Raw genomic sequence first — 18,217 nt, forward strand, 5'->3', positions numbered from 1 at the left:
CAACTTAACGGCATCGTCCCGGAAGACCCCAGCCTTCATGTCATCGACCTCGTTCAAGCAGTCCCTGCGCCGTCTCTGGGCGCTGGATAAATTCAGCTACAGCATTCGGGTGTTCATCGCCCTCACCGGCAGCATGGCGCTGTGCTGGTATCAGGATGAGATGACGCTGCTGATCCCGTTGTTCCTGGGGATTATCGCCAGCGCCCTGGCCGAGACCGATGACAGCTGGCAAGGCCGCCTCAATGCCCTTGCCGTAACCCTGGTGTGTTTCAGCATCGCCGCGCTGTCGGTGGAATTGCTGTTTCCCTACCCCTGGATTTTCGCGATTTCCCTGGCCCTGGCCACCTTCTGCCTGACCATGCTCGGCGCCCTCGGCGAGCGTTACGGGGCGATTGCCTCGGCCACGCTGATCCTGTCGGTGTACACCATGATTGGCGTGGACCAGCGCGGCGGCGCGGTCTCGGATTTCTGGCATGAACCGCTGCTGCTGGTGGCCGGCGCTGCCTGGTACGGCGCGCTGTCGGTGCTGTGGCAGGCGCTGTTTTCCAACCAGCCAGTGCAACAGAGCCTGGCGCGGTTGTTCCGCGAATTGGGCCGCTACCTCAAGCTCAAGTCCTCATTGTTTGAACCGATCCGCCAGCTGGATGTGGAGGCCCGTCGCCTGGAATTGGCCCAACAAAATGGCCGTGTGGTCGCTGCGCTGAACGCCGCGAAAGAAATCATTCTGCACCGCGTGGGCAATGGCCGACCGGGGTCGAAGGTCAGTCGGTATCTGAAGCTGTACTTCCTCGCCCAGGACATCCACGAGCGCGCCAGTTCCTCTCACTATCCCTACAACGCGCTGGCCGACGCCTTCTTTCACAGCGATGTGCTGTTCCGCTGTCAGCGCCTGCTGCGCCAGCAGGGCAAGGCGTGCCAGGCCCTGGCCGAATCAATCCAACTGCGCCAACCCTTCATTTATGACGACAGTTTCGCCGAGGCTTTGGGCGACCTGAATGCATCCCTGGAGCACTTGCGTATCCAAAGCAACCCGGCCTGGCGTGGCCTGCTGCGCTCGTTGCGCGCCCTGGCGGCCAACCTGTCGACCCTCGACCGCCTGCTGGGAGACGCCAGCAACCCCGACAGCCTGGCCGATGCCACCGACAGCAACCTGCTGGACCGCGCCCCGCGCAACCTTAAGGAAATGTGGACGCGCCTGCGTACCCAAATGACGCCTACGTCTTTGCTGTTCCGCCATGCGCTGCGCCTGTCCCTGGCGTTGACGGTGGGCTATGGCATGTTGCATGCGATCCACGCGTCCCAGGGTTACTGGATCATCCTCACCACCCTATTCGTGTGCCAACCCAACTACGGTGCCACCCGACGCAAGCTCGGCCAGCGGATCATCGGCACCGCCATCGGCCTGACCGTGGCCTGGGCGCTGTTTGATCTATTCCCGAGCCCCCTGGTGCAGTCGATGTTCGCCATCGCCGCCGGCCTGGTGTTCTTTATCAACCGTACCACCCGCTACACCTTGGCCACGGCCGCCATCACCTTGATGGTGCTGTTCTGCTTCAACCAGGTGGGCGATGGCTACGGGCTGTTCCTGCCGCGCCTGTTCGATACCTTGCTCGGCAGTTTGATTGCAGGCCTGGCGGTGTTCCTGTTCCTGCCCGACTGGCAAGGCCGGCGCCTGAACAAAGTGCTGGCCAACACCCTGACCTGCAACAGCATCTACCTGCGCCAGATCATGCAGCAATACGCGGCGGGCAAGAGCGACGACCTGGCCTACCGCCTGGCCAGGCGCAATGCACATAACGCGGATGCAGCGCTGTCGACCACCCTGGCGAATATGCTCATGGAGCCGGGACACTTTCGTAAGGAGGCCGATGTGGGCTTCCGCTTCCTGGTGCTGTCGCACACCTTGCTCAGTTACTTGTCAGGGCTGGGGGCACACCGCGAGACTCAGTTACCGGCCGAGGTGCGTGAGCATTTGATCGACGGGGCGGGTAACACCCTGGCGGCCAGCATCGATGAAATTGCCACGGGGCTGGCGAACAAGCAGCCGATTGCGATCCAGAGTGATGCCGAGGAAGCGCTGGCGGCGGATCTGGAGCAGATGCCGGATGAGATTGATGAAGGGCAACGGTTGGTGCAGACACAGTTGGCGTTGATTTGTCGGCAGTTGGGGCCGTTGCGTACGCTGGCTGCGCATTTGATCAAAGACACCAGCGCCGGTTAGATCGCCATCGGGGGCAAGCCCCCTCCCACATTCGACTGCATTCCAAAGGGCGTACTGGGTTAAGTGTGGGAGGGGGCTTGCCCGCGATGAGGCCCGCAAGAGCGCTACATCCCATGTGCCTTCATCAACCGCGCATAACTCCCATCCGCCTTCATCCTGGCGATCTCCCGATCAAACCCAGCCACGATCTGCTCATGCGCTGGGTTTTTCAGGCTCACCAGGATATGCAGGCTGTTCTCGCTCAACGGCTTGGGCAAAAACTCCACCGCATTGCGCACCCGCGCCGATTCATGGGACAGGTAATAGCGCGCCACATACTCATCCTCCACCGTCAGCCGCACTCGCTGGGCCGCCAGCATGCGTGCGGCCATGGCGAAGTTGTGCACCGGGACTTTCTGCAACTGTGCGTCCTGATCGAACGCCGCCGAATAGGCGTAGCCGCGCACCACGGCGATGGGGTAGTCGTGCAATTGCTCAAGGTTCTGGAACTCGATGGGGTCATCGCGGCGCTTGATAAAGCGCACACGGTTAAGCAGGTATTCGCCGGAGAACTGCCCCAATTGCGTGCGGGCATCGTCGTACCAGGCATTGACCAACACGTCATAACGCCCGTCGCCCACGCCCATCAGCGCACGCGCCCACGGTACCTGTTCAAAGTCACTGGCGTAGCCGGCGCGGGCCAGGGCCGTGCTGACAATATCGGTCGCCAAGCCACCATTGATCAACGTGGCATCGGTAAAAGGGGGCCAGGCATCGGCGACCAGACGTAAACGCTGCGCTAACGCCGGCTGGGCCAGCAACAACACTCCAATCAAAGCAACGGCACGAAACAATCGCGGCATGCTCAACGTCCTTGGCGGGCCCAGAGGTTCTAACAGTAGCTCAAGATTACACAAAGAAACGGTCGGCGAATGCACCCAATGATGGCAAATTGATTTCACTCACAAAAATAACCGATTTAGACACAATCGGCCGCCGCGCTTACTATCGGCAACAGACACTTATAAGAGATCACGTCATGACAGTCGAATGGGTCTGCAAACATCACACCGATCTGGGCAAGGAACAGCTTTACGCCATCCTGCGCCTGCGCAGCGAGGTGTTTGTCGTTGAGCAAAAGTGCGTTTACCAGGACATCGACGGGCAGGACCTGGGCGGCGACACCCACCACCTGATGGCCTGGCAGGACGACCAATTGGTGGCTTATCTGCGCTTGCTCGACCCCGAATCCCAAGGCGGCGATGTGGTCGTAGGCCGCGTGATCGTGGCGCCGGTGGCGCGGGGCACCGGGCTGGGGCATCAGATGATGGAAGAGACACTCAAGCAGATTGAAGAAATCTGGCCTGAGACGCCGATTTTTCTGTCAGCTCAGGCGCATTTGCAGGGGTATTACGGGCGGTACGGGTTTGTGGTGGCGGGGGAGGAATACCTTGAGGATGATATTCCGCATATAGGTATGCGCCGGGTTTGAGGGCCTCATCGGGGGCAAGCCCCCTCCCACACTGATTGGGTTCACAAATCTAGATATGTGAATACAGTCAAATGTGGGAGGGGCGGTGCGACGATTCGACTTGCCCCCGATAGCGCCAGTGCAAACACCCACTATCTTCAGGGATAACCCAACACCCGCTTCACCGAATCCAGGTTCAACTCAATCCACTTGCGATCAATCGCCCCCCAACTGCGAATCCGATACTGCCCCGCATGATTGCGCGCGCCGTCTTCCTGCTCGAACTCACACACAATATCCAAGTCAGCCAAGGCCGCAATGGTGTCCTGCGCCGTACGCCTGGGCATACCAGTCACCTCGGTCAGCGCCGGCACATTACTGGCCAGCCCGCTGTCGATCAGATACGCCACATACAGACGGCGGTAGAAACTGCTTTTGGTCTTGCTCACTTCCATGGTCAATCGCCTTGTGCGGTCAGGGCTTGCCCTGCAGGTCGCGATACGTGAGGTACACCCGCAGGTCGAATTCCACCTGATGGTAGCCCGGCATCATGTATTCACAGAGTTTGTAGAACGCCTTGTTGTGGTCCGACTCCTTGAAGTGCGCCAGTTCGTGTACCACGATCATGCGCAGGAACTCGGGTGCGGCCTCTTTGAACAACGCAGCAATGCGGATCTCTTTCTTGGACTTGAGGTTAGCGCCCTGCACCCGCGAAATCGTGGTGTGCAGGCCCAGGGCGCGGTGGGTCAGGTCCAGGCGGTTATCGAACAGCACTTTGTCGATGGCCGGCGCGTTACGCAGGTGTTCCTGCTTCAAGGCCAGGGCGTAAGCGTACAGGGCCTTGTCGCTCTGCACGGCGTGACGCTCGGGGTAACGTTGTTCCAGATAAGCGCCCAACTGGTCTTTGGCGATCAGTTGGCGCACTTGTTCTTGAAGGGCCGGGGGGTAGGCCTGGAGGTATTTCAGCGCGGTCATGGGGTCGGCAACAGGGTTCGAATGGCCGCCAGTGTAGCGAATTCAGCGCAAGCGAGGGTGCGACCAGCCGGGGACTTCGTCGGCCATCAACGGCTGCGCTGCCCATAAGCCCTGGACAAACGGGCAACCATTGGCCTTGAGCCACTGCGCTTGTTCAAAGGTGTCCACGCCTTCGGCGACCACCAACACATCAAAATGCCCGCACAGCTCGATAATGCTGCGGGCCATTGCGGCATCGCGCACCGAGCCTGGCAGGCGCGCCACCAGTTGCGGGTCGAGTTTCAGCGTATCGAACGCCAGGTCGCGCAGGTGAGACAGCGAGCAGTTGCCCGAGCCAAAGTCATCCAGCGCAATACGCACGCCGATCTGGCGCAACAACTTGAGCTGCTTGGCCGCCTCTTCCAGGTTGCTCATCAAGCTGTCTTCGCTGATTTCCACTTCCAGTTGCCGGCCCTGCAACCCATGTCGTTCGAGTACCTGCTGCAGTTGGCTGGCCAGGTTGGGCATGTTGAACTGGTTGCTACTCAGGCTCACGCTCAGCACCAATTCATCATCAAAGGTGGCTTGCCACGCCTGGCGCTGGGCGGCGACCTGATGGTAGATCCACGCACTCAGCTGGCTGATCAGCCGCGCCTCTTCCAACAATGGCAAGAAGAGTCCTGGCGGCACGTCGCCAACGCTGGGGTGCTGCCAGCGCAGCAGCGCCTCGACGCCGCGCAAACGGCCGTCCACCAGTGACACCTGTGGCTGGTAGACCAGGGTGAAATCCTTGTTTTGAATGGCCGTGCGCACGCTGTCTTCCAGCATCAGGCGTGAACGGGCACGACCGTTCATTTCCTGGTCGTAATAGCGATATTGCTGACGCCCTGCGCGCTTGGCTTCATACATGGCGATGTCAGCCGCACGCAGCAGCCCGTTCAAGTCCGAGCCGCAGTCCGGGAAGGTGGCGATGCCGATGCTGACGCCAAGCATTACATCCAGACCGTCTACCTGCTGGCAGATCGAAACCCGTTCGATCAACTTTTCCGCAATCTTTGCCGCCTGCTCGGGGAACTCAAGCTCCAGCAACGCCGTAAATTCATCCCCGCCCATGCGTCCGAGGATATCGTAGGAATTAAGGCAACCCTGCAACTGCTCCGAAACCCAGCGCAGCACCCGGTCACCGGCGTCATGCCCCAGAGAATCATTGACCCGCTTAAAGCCATCCAGGTCCAGGTACAGCAACACCAGGGACTGCTCACCCCGCTCGCCTCGCAGCAAGGTACTCTCCACCGCCTGGTAGAAGCCGCGCCGGTTCAGCAGCCCCGTCAGGGGGTCGGTGACCGCCTGGAACTCCAGTTGTTGGTGCAGGTGGCGCACTTCGGACATGTCCAGCACCGTCACCACCATGGCTTTCTGTTCGGCCGGCAGCGGCGCACACGACAAGGCCACCGGCACCTGTTGGCCGCGCCCCGTGCGCAGGATCGCGTCATGCAGGCGCCAGGTTTCACCCTTGCGGTAACCGGCGTGCATCTGTGAATCCAACCACGTGGGTATATGGGGCTTTTGCAGGAAACTGAGAAAGTCCTGGCCTTGCAGCTCATCTATCTTGGCGTTGAGCAGACGCGAGATCGCCGGGTTGGCGTACTCGATCACGCCCTCCTCGCCCACCACCAGGATGCCTTCGGCGGCGTTATCCAGCACCGAGGCATTGAAGGCGCGGGCCGACTCCAAGTCATGGCTCAGGCGCTGCAAGGCTCGGCGATTACGCTGATGCTCCAGCAAGGCCTGGACCTTGGGCTTGAGAATATGCGGGTCGAAGGGTTTGAACAGGTAATCGATGGCGCCGCTGGCATAACCTTCCAGCACCGCTGCGGGGGATTGGGCGTTGGCGCTCAGAAAGATGATCGGCGTCATCCGCGTGCGTTGGCTGCCCCGCATCAGGCGGGCCACTTCAAAGCCATCCATGCCAGGCATCTTCACATCCAGCAGCACCAGGTCAACTTCGTGCACCAACAACAATTCAAGGGCTTCCAGCCCAGAGCCGGCGGTGATCACTTGCCAGTCGTCCCGCTGCAGAAGCGCACGCATGCTGACGAGGTTTTCGGGGTAGTCATCGACCACCAAGAGAACCGAGCTGCCATCGACGGGGTTTGGAGCGCATTCCATGCTACGTCTCTTCCTTGGGAGCTATTCCGGTCAATTCTGACAGAAAACCCGGACAAACTCTGAGGCCTCACTCTAGCCCCGGTTCTAAAAAATCAGAAGTAACGTCGGTGCCATCATTGCGCCAATTTTCAGGAAGCCGACTAACGGTCAGTGCCCACAGCCCACGGTTCATGGGAAACATGGCTTTTTGGCATTCCCTTGGCGCCAATAAATTGCCAGCAACTGTTTAACAATCTGGTTAACACCACCTATAAAGAACCTGACTGGCCCACAGGCCAAAGCCTTCACCTTCTGTAAAAAGGCATACGCCATGATCGACCTTTCCACCTGGAACCTGAGCATTCCCGTCGGCTCCCCGCCCGCGACCATCGACACGCCCAAGCTGATGAGCGGTTTCAATGACCAATATTTCCAGGCCGAAGGCAGCAACGTGCAATTCTGGACACCCGTCACCGGAACCCGCACCGAAAACGCCATCTACCCACGCAGTGAGTTACGCGAGACCTATGCCGATGGTCGCCTGCGTAACTGGACCTACCCCGATGCCGACAACTTCCTGCGCGCCACGCTGCAGGTTGATCAAGTGCCATCCTCCGGCAAGATTGTCATTGGGCAGATTCATGCCTATGACAGCCAGAAACCGATGATCAAACTGGAGTATCAGTTCAAGGAGAAAACCCAAACCGGCAACATCGTCGCCAAAGTGCGCATGCGCCCGGATGAGGACGAAAGCCGCGTGGTCATCGTCGCGTCCAATGTGCCGCTGCAAAAGAGCTTCACCTATGTGATCAATCTCAACAAAGCGGGATTACTCAGCGTGTACGCAGCGGACGGCGAGTGGAACGAACGCATCGGCGCGGCCTGGGGCGCCAAGCCGCTGTATTTCAAGGCCGGCGCGTATGTGCAGGACAACAGCGGCAACAGCAAGGAAGGCGCGCGGGTGACGTTCGCCAAGCTGGACATCGACCACGACTAAACGCTGATTCGCTTCAGCGATGTCTACCACGACGCTTTAGGACAGAACCGCGACCAGGGCCTCGACTTTCTTGTAGGACAATTCGAGTATGGCGCCGCGCTCGCGCACTGCCCTCGATAAGAAAAGTCATGGAGACTGCTCAAATGCCCTTCTCTCGTTCCCTGCTCGCCCTGTCCATGGGCCTGGTTCTGCTGCACAACCCAACCTTCGCCGCCCCGCCGCTGTCGATGACCGACGGGGTGGCGCAAGTGCACACCCAGGACAGCAACGCCTGGGTCGAAATCAGCAAAGCTGCGTTCGAACACAACATCCGCACCCTGCAAACCACTCTCGCCGACAAATCCAAAATCTGCGCCGTGCTCAAGGCCGATGCCTACGGCCATGGCATTGGCTTGCTGATGCCTTCGATCATTCAACTGGGCGTGCCCTGCGTCGGCGTCGCCAGTAACGAAGAGATTCGTGTGGTGCGCGAAAGCGGCTTCAAGGGCCAACTGATCCGCGTACGCACCGCCGCTTTGAGCGAACTCGAAGCCGCGCTGCCGTACAACGTCGAAGAACTGGTGGGTAACCTCGACTTCGCCGTGCGCGCCAGCCTGATCGCCGAGCACCACGGCCGCCCACTGGTGGTGCACCTGGGCCTGAACTCCAGCGGCATGAGCCGCAACGGCGTAGAAATGACCACCCCTCAAGGCCGTCGTGATGCCGTCGCCATCACCAAAGTGCCGAACCTGGAAGTGAAGGCGATCATGACCCACTTCGCCGTCGAAGACGCCGCCGACGTGCGTGCAGGGCTCAAAGCCTTCAACGAACAGGCGCAGTGGCTGATCAATGTCGCCCAACTGGACCGCAGCAAGATCACCCTGCACGCGGCCAACTCGTTCGCGACCTTGGAAGTACCTGAATCGCGCCTGGACATGGTGCGCCCAGGCGGCCTGCTGTTTGGCGATACGGTGCCGTCCTTCACCGCTTACCAACGCGTGATGCAGTTCAAGTCCCATGTGGCCTCGGTGAACACTTACCCCAAAGGCAACACCGTGGGCTATGACCGCACCTACACCCTGGCGCGGGATTCGAAACTGGCCAACATCACCGTTGGCTACTCCGACGGCTATCGTCGCGCGTTTACCAACAAAGGCATCGTGCTGATCAACGGGCACCGCGTGCCAGTGGTGGGCAAGGTGTCGATGAATACGCTGATGGTGGACGTGACCGATGTGCCCACGGTGAAGAGCGGGGATGAGGTGGTGTTGTTTGGCAAGCAGGGCACTGTGCAAACGACCCAGGCGGAAGTTGAAGATATCAACGGAGCGTTGTTGGCGGATCTTTATACCGTGTGGGGCAATTCCAATCCAAAAGTGCTGGTGGATAAATAACGCGTAGGCATCCTCCGGTGTCCGCCGGGATCGCTCGCGGACAAACACCACAGTTCAAATGTGGGAGCCGGGCTTGCCCGGCTCCCACAGGGGTTCTGCGTGTTGCTACTTCCCTTAGCCAAACCGCAGCCACAAAAAAACCCGCATCACTGCGGGCTCCTTTTCAAACACCTGAGGCTTAGTTGACCTTGGCGTTCAACTCACCTTTCAGGTAACGCTGGTACATAGCTTCCAGCGAGATCGGCTTGATCTTCGAACCATTACCCGCAGTACCAAACGCTTCATAGCGTGCGATACACACATCACGCATCGCCGTTACGGTCGCGCCGAAGAATTTACGCGGGTCGAACTCGCTTGGGTTGGTGGCCATCAGACGACGCATCGCACCGGTGGATGCCAAGCGCAGGTCGGTGTCGATGTTGACCTTGCGCACGCCGTGCTTGATGCCTTCGACGATTTCTTCAACCGGTACGCCGTAGGTTTCTTTGATGTCGCCGCCGTACTGGTTGATGATCGCCAGCCATTCTTGCGGTACCGAGGAAGAACCGTGCATCACCAGGTGGGTGTTGGGGATGCGCTTGTGGATTTCTTTGATGCGGTCGATGGCCAGCACGTCGCCAGTCGGTGGCTTGGTGAACTTGTAGGCGCCGTGGCTGGTGCCGATGGCGATGGCCAGGGCGTCAACTTGGGTCTTTTTCACGAAGTCAGCGGCTTCTTCCGGGTCGGTCAGCATTTGGCTGTGATCCAGCACGCCTTCGGCGCCGATGCCGTCTTCTTCGCCGGCCATGCCGGTTTCAAGCGAACCCAGGCAGCCCAGCTCGCCTTCAACCGAAACGCCGCAGGCGTGAGCCAGCGCGACGGTTTGTTGGGTAACGCGTACGTTGTACTCGTAGTCGGTTGGGGTCTTGCCGTCTTCGCCAAGGGAGCCGTCCATCATCACCGAGCTGAAGCCCAGTTGGATCGAGCGCTGGCACACGTCAGGGCTGGTGCCGTGGTCCTGGTGCATGCACACCGGGATGTGCGGGAATTCTTCGATTGCGGCGAGAATCAGGTGACGCAGGAACGGGGCGCCAGCGTATTTGCGCGCACCGGCCGAAGCCTGGACGATGACGGGGGAGTCGGTCTTGTCAGCGGCTTCCATGATGGCGCGCATCTGCTCAAGGTTGTTGACGTTAAAGGCTGGGACGCCGTAGCCGTATTCGGCTGCGTGGTCCAGCATTTGACGCATGCTGATAAGTGCCATTGTGTTGTCTCTCCCGGTCGAGGGTCGTTAATCGTGCAAGCCTGCCGTAGCGGCGGCTGCTATTCAAGTTATTGCAGGCCAGGGTTTGCAGGCCTGGCTTGCTGAATCGTTATTGCAGTGTCCGGTTCGCAACTTATGCCAATTTGGAACCGGATTTACTGTGGGAGGGGGCTTGCTCCCGATGACAGTGGATCAGCCAGCACACAGGTGTCTGACAAACCGCTATCGGGAGCAAGCCCCCTCCCACATTTGGATCTCATCTCTCTTGAGATCGTGTTCTTTCTACTGAGCCTTGCAGCCACGGCCGATCAAATCATCGGTGGCCACCCAGTAAACCAGGCCTTCCTCGCCTTTTGTGTGAAACGCCAATTGGTCGTTGGCATACAGCACACCCGAGGCGGCAACGTCCTGCTTCAGGCGATAAACCTGGTCGGAACCGCCGAGGCGTACATCCACCTCGGATTTAGCTTGGTTGGCAAAGCGCCAGTTGACCTCGGCCTTGCTGTCGCAAGTCCAAGTGGTCCACTTGTCGGCAGGCTCTGCTTTGCTAGTGAACATGTTCATGCTGCTGCAACCGGCCAACAGGGCCAATGCAGCCAGGGCGAAAACGCCTTTCATTGCCAATCCTCGTAGGGCGACCCGTGGCCGCCAATTGATCAGACCCGTCAAGGGCAGCCCTGTTCCTGACCGTTGGGCGCGGCGTCGTATCTCTCCAACCGCTCATTGCCGATGCGCTTGTTGATCACCGGCATGGTCTCGGCTTGCCAGTCAGCCTGGTAGCAGCCTTTTTTCTGCGCCGCGCCAGGCTGATTCCCAGCCCCAGGCGTCGCATTTGGCGTGCTGCCGCAGCCAGCCAGCAGGCCCGCTGCAATCACCAGTGCCAACGACTTGATCATGGGAATGCTCCTTTTCCGGATCATCTCGCGCCTTAACCCTTAGCTCGGCTTTCCAGCACTTCAACGGCCGGCAGCACTTTGCCTTCGACGAATTCGAGGAACGCGCCGCCACCGGTAGAAATGTAGGAGATCTGGTCAGCCACGCCATATTTATCGATGGCCGCCAGGGTGTCGCCGCCGCCGGCAATGGAAAATGCCGAGCTTTCAGCGATGGCCTTGGCCAGCACCTTGGTGCCGTTGCCAAACTGGTCGAACTCAAATACGCCTACCGGGCCGTTCCACAGAATGGTCTGGGAGGCTTTCAGCAGTTCGGCGAAGTTGGCAGCCGTTTGCGGGCCAATGTCCAAAATCATGTCGTCGGCAGCCACATCCGCGATCAGCTTGACGGTGGCTTCGGCGCTTTCGGCGAATTCTTTGGCGACTACAACGTCTACCGGCAATGGCACGCTGACTTTGGCAGCGATGGCACGGGCGGTGTCCAGCAGGTCCGGCTCGTACAGGGACTTGCCCACCGGGTGACCGGCTGCGGCCAGGAAGGTGTTGGCAATGCCGCCGCCGACAATCAGTTGGTTGCAGATGGTGCTGAGACTGTTGAGCACGTCCAGCTTGGTGGACACTTTGGAGCCGGCAACGATCGCCGCCATTGGCTGCGCCGGGGCGCCCAAGGCCTTGCCCAGTGCATCCAGTTCAGCGGCCAACAGTGGGCCAGCCGCCGCAACCTTGGCGAACTTGGCCACGCCGTGGGTCGAGCCTTCGGCGCGGTGCGCGGTGCCGAAAGCGTCCATCACAAACACGTCGCACAGCGCAGCGTATTGCTGGGCCAGTTCGTCGCTGTTCTTTTTCTCGCCCTTGTTGAAGCGCACGTTTTCGAACAGCACGATGTCGCCAGCTTTCACGTCAACGCCAGCCAGGTAGTCAGCCACCAGCGGCACGTCGCGGCCCAAGGCTTTGCTGAGGTAATCGGCTACAGGCTTGAGGCTGTTTTCGGCGGAGAACTCACCTTCGGTCGGGCGACCCAAGTGGGAACAGACCATCACGGCCGCGCCTTTTTCCAGGGCCAGCTTGATGGTCGGCAGCGAGGCCAGGATTCGCGCATCGCTGGTGACAACACCGTCCTTGACTGGGACGTTGAGGTCTTCGCGGATCAGTACGCGCTTACCTTGCAGATCGAGGTCGGTCATCTTCAACACGGTCATGGGTCGCAGTTCCTGAATTACTGTTGAGGTTGTTTATTAGCGATGTGCAGATAGTGGCCTGCAACATCCAACATACGGTTGGCAAAACCCCATTCGTTGTCGAACCAGGCCAGGATGTTCACCAACCTGGGGCCGGAAACGCGGGTTTGGCTGGCATCGACGATCGCCGAATGCGGGTCGTGGTTGAAATCACAACTGGCGTGAGGCAACTCGGTGTAGGCCAGCAAGCCTTTGAGCGGGCCACTGGTGGCGGCGTCGCGCAAAATCCGGTTGACCTCCGTCGCATCGGTATCGCTGACGGTTTGCATGGTGATGTCCAGGCAGGACACGTTCACCGTCGGCACCCGTACGGCTTTGGCCTGGATTCGCCCGGCAAGTTCCGGCAGCAGTCGTTCGATGCCGCGCGCAAGGCCTGTAGACACCGGAATCACTGACTGAAACGCCGAGCGTGTGCGGCGCAGGTCTTCGTGATGGTAAGCGTCGATTACCGGCTGGTCGTTCATCGCCGAGTGAATGGTGGTGATCGACACGTAGTCCAGGCCAATCGCCTGATCCAGCAGGCGCAACAGCGGCACGCTGCAGTTGGTGGTGCAGGAGGCGTTGGACACCAGCAACTCATCGCCGGTCAGGCAATCCTGGTTGATGCCGTAGACGATGGTGGCGTCGACATCTGCCTCGCTGGCCATCGGCTGGGAAAACAGCACACGCGGCGCGCCGGCATCCAGGAAACGCTGGCCGTCGGCACGGGTGTGATAAACACCGGAACATTCCAGCACCAGGTCGACGCCCAGCGCCTTCCAATCGATGCCTTCGGGGGTGGCACTGCGCAAGACCTTCACGCAGTTGCCATTAATATGCAGACAGTCGTCTTCAACCCGCACTTCGCCGGGGAAGCGGCCGTGGGTGGAGTCAAAGCGTGTCAGGTATTCGATGCTGGCCATGTCGGCCAGATCATTGATCGCGACAATTTCAAACCCGGCTGCCGCCCCTCGCTCGAACAGCGCACGCAAGACGCAACGACCAATGCGGCCGTAGCCGTTGAGTGCAACTTTGTAGGGACGCGGTTGGGGCATGGGGTTCTCGATCAAGGTTAGTTCGGTGTTGAATGCACAGACGCTATCGCGGGCAAGCCCGCTCCCACATTAGACCGCGATCCAAATGTGGGAGCGGGCTTGCCCGCGATGGCGTCAGTTCAGACAACGCAGACTGACTTAGTCTTCCAGCAGCTCTTCAGCCTGACCCAGGATGTTGTCCAGGGTGAAACCGAACTCTTCGAACAACGCTGGCGCCGGCGCCGACTCACCGTAGGTGGTCATGCCGATTACGCGACCTTCCAGGCCCACGTATTTGTACCAGTAGTCGGCGTGAGCCGCTTCGATAGCGATACGCGCGCTGACCTGCAACGGCAATACCGATTGCTTGTAGCCGGCGTCCTGGGCGTCGAACACGCTGGTGCACGGGATGGAAACCACACGCACCTTGCGGCCTTGTTCGGTCAGCTTGTCGTACGCCTGAACGGTCAGACCCACTTCGGAACCGGTGGAGATCAGAATCAGCTCCGGCTCGCCGTCGCAGTCTTTGAGCACATAACCGCCACGAGCGATGTCGGCGATCTGCGCGTCGGTACGCACTTGGTGTTGCAGGTTTTGACGGGAGAAGATCAGCGCCGAAGGGCCGTCTTTACGCTCAATGGCGTGCTTCCAGGCCACGGCAGATTCAACCGCGTCGGCTGGGCGCCAGGTGTCCAGGTTCGGCGTGGTACGCAGGCTGGTCAGTTGCTCGACCGGCTGGTGCGTCGGGCCGTCTTCGCCCAGGCCGATGGAGTCGTGGGTGTACACATGGATCACGCGTTTTTTCATCAGCGCGGCCATACGTACGGCGTTACGGGCGTATTCCATGAACATCAGGAAGGTCGCGCCGTAAGGCACCAGGCCACCGTGCAGGGACACGCCGTTCATGATGGCGCTCATGCCGAACTCACGTACGCCGTAGTACATGTAGTTACCGCTGGCGTCTTCAGCCGACACGCCTTTGCAGCCTTTCCACAGGGTCAGGTTGGAACCGGCCAGGTCAGCCGAACCGCCGAGGATCTCAGGCAGCAGCGGGCCAAAGGCGTTCAGGGTGTTCTGGCTGGCTTTACGGCTGGCAATGGTCTCGCCCTTGGCCGCGACTTCGGCGATATAGGCCGAGGCTTTTTCCGAGAAATCGGCAGGCAGGTCACCGGCAAGGCGGCGTACCAGCTCGTTGGCCAGCACTGGGAATTCGGCGGAGTAGGCAGCGAAACGCTGGTCCCACTCGGCTTCGGCGGCCAGGCCTTTTTCCTTGGCATCCCACTCGGCATAGATGTCGGCCGGGATTTCGAACGGGCCGTGGTTCCACTTCAGCGCTTCACGGGTCAAGGCGATTTCCGCGTCACCCAGTGGGGCGCCGTGGCAGTCTTCTTTACCTTGCTTGTTCGGCGAACCGAAGCCGATGGTGGTCTTGCAGCAGATCAGGGTCGGCTGCGCGCTCTTGCGAGCGGTCTCGATGGCGGTCTTGATCTCTTCTGGATCGTGGCCGTCAACGTTGCGGATTACCTGCCAGTTGTAGGCTTCGAAACGCTTAGGGGTGTCATCGGTGAACCAGCCTTCGACTTCGCCGTCGATGGAGATACCGTTGTCATCGTAGAAGGCGATCAGCTTGCCCAGGCCCAGGGTACCGGCCAGGGAAGCGACTTCGTGGGAAATGCCTTCCATCATGCAGCCATCACCCAGGAACACGTAGGTGTGGTGGTCGACGATGTCGTGACCAGGGCGGTTGAACTGCGCGCCTAGTACTTTTTCAGCCAACGCAAAACCAACGGCGTTAGCCAGGCCTTGGCCCAGGGGACCGGTGGTGGTCTCGACGCCTGGGGTGTAGCCGAATTCCGGGTGACCCGGCGTGCGGCTGTGCAACTGACGGAAGCTTTTCAGGTCGTCGATAGTGACGTCGTAGCCGGTCAGGTGCAGCAGCGAATAGATCAACATCGAGCCATGGCCGTTGGACAGCACGAAGCGGTCACGGTCGGCGAACGATGGATTGGTCGGGTTGTGTTTCAGGTAGTCACGCCAAAGTACCTCGGCGATATCCGCCATGCCCATCGGGGCACCTGGATGGCCGCTGTTGGCTTTTTGCACGGCATCCATGCTGAGGGCACGAATGGCGTTGGCACGCTCACGACGGCTGGGCATCGCTGATCTCCTGGGGTTTGCATATAAAGAAACGGAAAAAAGGACCGGCATTTTCCCTCAGCCACCGCCTGCGGGCAATGACAGATAGTCACTTGAAGACGTTTTTCCTGCCGTTTGCGCGCCAATCCCTTGCAGAAACCCGCCACTGGTTCGTCGAAAGGTTATAGCGGCTGCTTATAACCGCCGCTTATCGATCAATATCAAAACTTTTTGATATTGGCCTTGCCTGGACTTGCACCCGTCTCTAGACTGCTGGCCCTATGAATCTACCCATGCCCTCCCTGCGTCCCGATGACGGCGAAGAACTGGCAGCCTTGTGCAAGGCCGCTGGCGAACCGTTGCGTTTGAACGTATTGCGCGCACTGGCCAACGATTCCTTCGGTGTATTGGAACTGGCGCAGATCTTCGCCATCGGCCAGTCCGGCATGAGCCACCACTTGAAGGTGCTGGCCCAGGCCGACCTGGTAGCCACACGCCGCGAAGGCAATGCGATCTTTTATCGTCGTGCACTGCCCCACACCGAACTACTGGGCGGCAAGTTGCATGCGGCCCTGCTCGAAGAAGTGGACAGCCTGAGCCTGCCCACTGATGTGCAATCGCGCATCGGCCAGGTCCACGGGCAACGCGCGGCGGCGAGCCAGGACTTTTTCGCACGGGTTGCCGAGAAGTTTCGAGCCCAACAAGACCTGATCGCCGGCCTGGCCCAGTACCGCGACAGCGTACTGGCGCTGCTGGACAAGCTGAGCTTCAGTGATGAAGCCACGGCGCTGGAAGTTGGCCCCGGCGATGGCGGTTTCCTGCCCGAGCTGGCACGCCGCTTTCAACAGGTCACGGCGCTGGACAACAGCCCGGCCATGCTCGAACTGGCTCGCCAGCTGTGCGAGCGCGAAGCACTGGGCAACGTCAGCCTGCAGTTGGCTGACGCGCTCAACAGCACGACTATCAAGGCCGATTGCGTGGTGCTGAACATGGTCTTGCACCATTTCGCCGCACCCGCCGAAGCCCTCAAGCAAATGGCCGGGCTGCTGCACCCCGGCGGTAGCCTCTTGGTTACAGATTTATGCAGCCACAACCAGAATTGGGCCAGGGAGGCCTGCGGTGATCTCTGGTTGGGTTTTGAACAGGATGATCTGGCCCGTTGGGCCACCGCTGCGGGACTCGTTCCCGGGGAAAGCCTCTATGTAGGTTTACGTAATGGTTTCCAGATCCAGGTCCGCCACTTTCAGCGACCGGCTGGCGACACTCACCATCGGTAAAATCAGGAAAACATCGAGATGAGCGAATACTCCCTTTTCACCTCCGAGTCCGTGTCTGAAGGGCATCCGGACAAAATCGCCGACCAGATTTCCGACGCGGTGCTGGACGCCATCATTGCTGAAGACAAGTTCGCCCGTGTGGCGTGCGAGACTCTGGTGAAAACCGGTGTAGCAATCATCGCTGGCGAAGTGACCACCACCGCCTGGGTTGACCTGGAGCAGATCGTTCGTGACGTAATCACCGACATCGGCTACACCAGTTCCGACGTTGGTTTTGACGGCGCCACGTGCGGCGTGATGAATATCATCGGCAAGCAGTCCCCCGACATCAACCAGGGTGTTGACCGTGCCAAGCCAGAAGATCAAGGCGCCGGTGACCAGGGCCTGATGTTCGGCTACGCCAGCAACGAAACCGACGTGCTGATGCCAGCACCGATCACGTTCTCGCACCAACTGGTGCAGCGCCAGGCCGAAGCCCGTAAATCCGGCCTGCTGCCGTGGCTGCGCCCGGACGCCAAGTCCCAGGTGACCTGCCGTTACGAAGGCGGCAAGGTGGTCGGCATCGACGCCGTTGTACTGTCGACCCAGCACAACCCGGACGTTTCCTACGCTGACCTGCGCGAAGGCGTCATGGAGCTGATCGTCAAGCACGTGCTGCCGGCCGAGCTGCTGAGCAAGGACACCCAGTTCCACATCAACCCGACTGGCCAGTTCATCATCGGCGGCCCGGTGGGCGACTGCGGCCTGACCGGTCGCAAGATCATCGTCGACAGCTACGGCGGCATGGCCCGTCACGGCGGCGGCGCGTTCTCGGGTAAAGACCCATCCAAGGTTGACCGTTCGGCGGCCTACGCCGGTCGTTACGTAGCCAAGAACATCGTGGCGGCTGGCCTGGCCGAGCGTTGCGAGATCCAGGTTTCCTACGCGATTGGTGTGGCCCAGCCTACGTCGATCTCGCTGAACACCTTCGGCACCGGCAAGATCAGCGATGACAAGATCGTCAAGTTGGTGCGCGAGATCTTCGACCTGCGTCCTTACGCGATCACCACCATGCTCGACCTGCTGCACCCGATGTACCAGGAAACCGCAGCCTACGGCCACTTCGGTCGTACCCCTGCACAGAAGACCGTTGGCGACGACACCTTCACCACGTTCACCTGGGAAAAAACCGACCGCGCCAACGACCTTCGCGTCGCTGCCGGCCTGTAATAGCCCGCAACACCCAAAGCCCTGCCGGGTTCGCCCGGCGGGGCTTTTTATTGCCGGATGATTCG

Annotated in this window: 16 protein-coding genes; 6 read left to right on the plus strand and 10 right to left on the minus strand. The window is 60.1% G+C overall.

Annotation, left to right across the window (positions count from 1 at the left end; translation table 11 throughout):
• Positions 1-37: 37 nt before the first annotated feature.
• Positions 38-2,221, plus strand: coding sequence for a YccS family putative transporter (gene yccS, locus ICY20_RS06430; protein ID WP_159958065.1), 2,184 nt, complete (start codon positions 38-40; stop codon positions 2,219-2,221).
• A 104-nt stretch (positions 2,222-2,325) separates the two neighbouring features.
• Here yccS and ICY20_RS06435 read toward each other — a convergent pair whose 3' ends face one another.
• Positions 2,326-3,063, minus strand: coding sequence for a substrate-binding periplasmic protein (locus ICY20_RS06435; protein ID WP_159958063.1), 738 nt, complete (start codon positions 3,061-3,063; stop codon positions 2,326-2,328).
• 176 nt (positions 3,064-3,239) lie between these two features.
• On the opposite strand from ICY20_RS06435, the gene ICY20_RS06440 reads away from it, so the two are divergent.
• Positions 3,240-3,692, plus strand: a complete 453-nt coding sequence (locus ICY20_RS06440; protein WP_194937169.1) for a GNAT family N-acetyltransferase — start codon at positions 3,240-3,242, stop codon at positions 3,690-3,692.
• 137 nt (positions 3,693-3,829) lie between these two features.
• On the opposite strand, the gene ICY20_RS06445 is transcribed toward ICY20_RS06440, so the two are convergent.
• The 3 genes from ICY20_RS06445 to ICY20_RS06455 are packed head-to-tail and all read right to left on the minus strand — an operon-like array spanning position 3,830 to position 6,794.
• Positions 3,830-4,126: a winged helix-turn-helix domain-containing protein gene (locus tag ICY20_RS06445; RefSeq protein WP_194937170.1), complete on the minus strand. Its 297-nt coding sequence runs from the start codon at positions 4,124-4,126 to the stop codon at positions 3,830-3,832.
• A 19-nt stretch (positions 4,127-4,145) separates the two neighbouring features.
• Positions 4,146-4,646 (minus strand): M48 metallopeptidase family protein, encoded by a 501-nt coding sequence (locus tag ICY20_RS06450; protein WP_194937171.1) that lies wholly within the window; start codon positions 4,644-4,646, stop codon positions 4,146-4,148.
• Positions 4,647-4,688: 42 nt separating this feature from the next.
• Positions 4,689-6,794: a putative bifunctional diguanylate cyclase/phosphodiesterase gene (locus ICY20_RS06455; protein WP_159958055.1), complete on the minus strand. Its 2,106-nt coding sequence runs from the start codon at positions 6,792-6,794 to the stop codon at positions 4,689-4,691.
• Between the two features lie 310 nt (positions 6,795-7,104).
• Between ICY20_RS06455 and ICY20_RS06460 the strand changes: the two genes are divergently transcribed.
• A complete protein-coding gene (locus ICY20_RS06460; RefSeq protein ID WP_159958053.1) occupies positions 7,105-7,770 on the plus strand; it encodes a polysaccharide lyase family 7 protein in 666 nt (221 codons plus the stop codon).
• Positions 7,771-7,913: 143 nt separating this feature from the next.
• Positions 7,914-9,143 carry an alanine racemase gene (alr, locus tag ICY20_RS06465; protein ID WP_194937172.1) on the plus strand — a complete coding sequence of 410 codons (1,230 nt, stop codon included), beginning with the start codon at positions 7,914-7,916 and terminating at the stop codon, positions 9,141-9,143.
• 178 nt (positions 9,144-9,321) lie between these two features.
• Here the strand turns inward: alr and fba are convergent, their stop codons facing one another.
• The 6 genes from fba to tkt form a co-directional block, all read right to left on the minus strand.
• Positions 9,322-10,386 carry a class II fructose-bisphosphate aldolase gene (fba, locus tag ICY20_RS06470; protein ID WP_122488823.1) on the minus strand — a complete coding sequence of 355 codons (1,065 nt, stop codon included), beginning with the start codon at positions 10,384-10,386 and terminating at the stop codon, positions 9,322-9,324.
• Positions 10,387-10,668: 282 nt separating this feature from the next.
• On the minus strand, positions 10,669-11,004 hold the full coding sequence (locus ICY20_RS06475) for an MliC family protein (protein WP_159958049.1): 336 nt from the start codon (positions 11,002-11,004) through the stop codon (positions 10,669-10,671).
• Positions 11,005-11,051: 47 nt separating this feature from the next.
• Positions 11,052-11,282, minus strand: coding sequence for a hypothetical protein (locus tag ICY20_RS06480; RefSeq protein WP_159958047.1), 231 nt, complete (start codon positions 11,280-11,282; stop codon positions 11,052-11,054).
• A 32-nt stretch (positions 11,283-11,314) separates the two neighbouring features.
• Entirely contained in the window at positions 11,315-12,478 is a 1,164-nt protein-coding gene (locus ICY20_RS06485; protein WP_159958045.1) for a phosphoglycerate kinase, read from the minus strand.
• Positions 12,479-12,495: 17 nt separating this feature from the next.
• Positions 12,496-13,551, minus strand: a complete 1,056-nt coding sequence (gene epd, locus ICY20_RS06490; RefSeq protein WP_159958043.1) for an erythrose-4-phosphate dehydrogenase — start codon at positions 13,549-13,551, stop codon at positions 12,496-12,498.
• Positions 13,552-13,689: 138 nt separating this feature from the next.
• A complete protein-coding gene (gene tkt / locus ICY20_RS06495; protein WP_194937173.1) occupies positions 13,690-15,687 on the minus strand; it encodes a transketolase in 1,998 nt (665 codons plus the stop codon).
• A gap of 260 nt (positions 15,688-15,947) precedes the next feature.
• Here tkt and ICY20_RS06500 point away from each other — a divergent pair, with 260 nt between their 5' ends.
• The gene (locus ICY20_RS06500; protein ID WP_159958041.1) at positions 15,948-16,943 is read left to right on the plus strand and encodes an ArsR/SmtB family transcription factor; all 996 of its coding nucleotides are present in this window, start codon (positions 15,948-15,950) and stop codon (positions 16,941-16,943) included.
• A gap of 18 nt (positions 16,944-16,961) precedes the next feature.
• Complete coding sequence (gene metK / locus ICY20_RS06505) at positions 16,962-18,152, plus strand: methionine adenosyltransferase (RefSeq protein ID WP_122488816.1); 1,191 nt, start codon at positions 16,962-16,964, stop codon at positions 18,150-18,152.
• The last annotated feature ends 65 nt before the right edge of the window (positions 18,153-18,217 follow it).

This window comes from Pseudomonas pisciculturae, assembly GCF_015461805.1.
Lineage (GTDB): Bacteria > Pseudomonadota > Gammaproteobacteria > Pseudomonadales > Pseudomonadaceae > Aquipseudomonas > Aquipseudomonas pisciculturae.

Coding starts and splice junctions, on each gene's coding strand:
- yccS (WP_159958065.1), top strand. CDS start 38: ATGTCATCGACCTCGTTCAAGCAGTCCCTGCGCCGTCTCTGGGCGCTG.
- ICY20_RS06435 (WP_159958063.1), bottom strand. CDS start 3,063: ATGCCGCGATTGTTTCGTGCCGTTGCTTTGATTGGAGTGTTGTTGCTG.
- ICY20_RS06440 (WP_194937169.1), top strand. CDS start 3,240: ATGACAGTCGAATGGGTCTGCAAACATCACACCGATCTGGGCAAGGAA.
- ICY20_RS06445 (WP_194937170.1), bottom strand. CDS start 4,126: ATGGAAGTGAGCAAGACCAAAAGCAGTTTCTACCGCCGTCTGTATGTG.
- ICY20_RS06450 (WP_194937171.1), bottom strand. CDS start 4,646: ATGACCGCGCTGAAATACCTCCAGGCCTACCCCCCGGCCCTTCAAGAA.
- ICY20_RS06455 (WP_159958055.1), bottom strand. CDS start 6,794: ATGGAATGCGCTCCAAACCCCGTCGATGGCAGCTCGGTTCTCTTGGTG.
- ICY20_RS06460 (WP_159958053.1), top strand. CDS start 7,105: ATGATCGACCTTTCCACCTGGAACCTGAGCATTCCCGTCGGCTCCCCG.
- alr (WP_194937172.1), top strand. CDS start 7,914: ATGCCCTTCTCTCGTTCCCTGCTCGCCCTGTCCATGGGCCTGGTTCTG.
- fba (WP_122488823.1), bottom strand. CDS start 10,386: ATGGCACTTATCAGCATGCGTCAAATGCTGGACCACGCAGCCGAATAC.
- ICY20_RS06475 (WP_159958049.1), bottom strand. CDS start 11,004: ATGAAAGGCGTTTTCGCCCTGGCTGCATTGGCCCTGTTGGCCGGTTGC.
- ICY20_RS06480 (WP_159958047.1), bottom strand. CDS start 11,282: ATGATCAAGTCGTTGGCACTGGTGATTGCAGCGGGCCTGCTGGCTGGC.
- ICY20_RS06485 (WP_159958045.1), bottom strand. CDS start 12,478: ATGACCGTGTTGAAGATGACCGACCTCGATCTGCAAGGTAAGCGCGTA.
- epd (WP_159958043.1), bottom strand. CDS start 13,551: ATGCCCCAACCGCGTCCCTACAAAGTTGCACTCAACGGCTACGGCCGC.
- tkt (WP_194937173.1), bottom strand. CDS start 15,687: ATGCCCAGCCGTCGTGAGCGTGCCAACGCCATTCGTGCCCTCAGCATG.
- ICY20_RS06500 (WP_159958041.1), top strand. CDS start 15,948: ATGAATCTACCCATGCCCTCCCTGCGTCCCGATGACGGCGAAGAACTG.
- metK (WP_122488816.1), top strand. CDS start 16,962: ATGAGCGAATACTCCCTTTTCACCTCCGAGTCCGTGTCTGAAGGGCAT.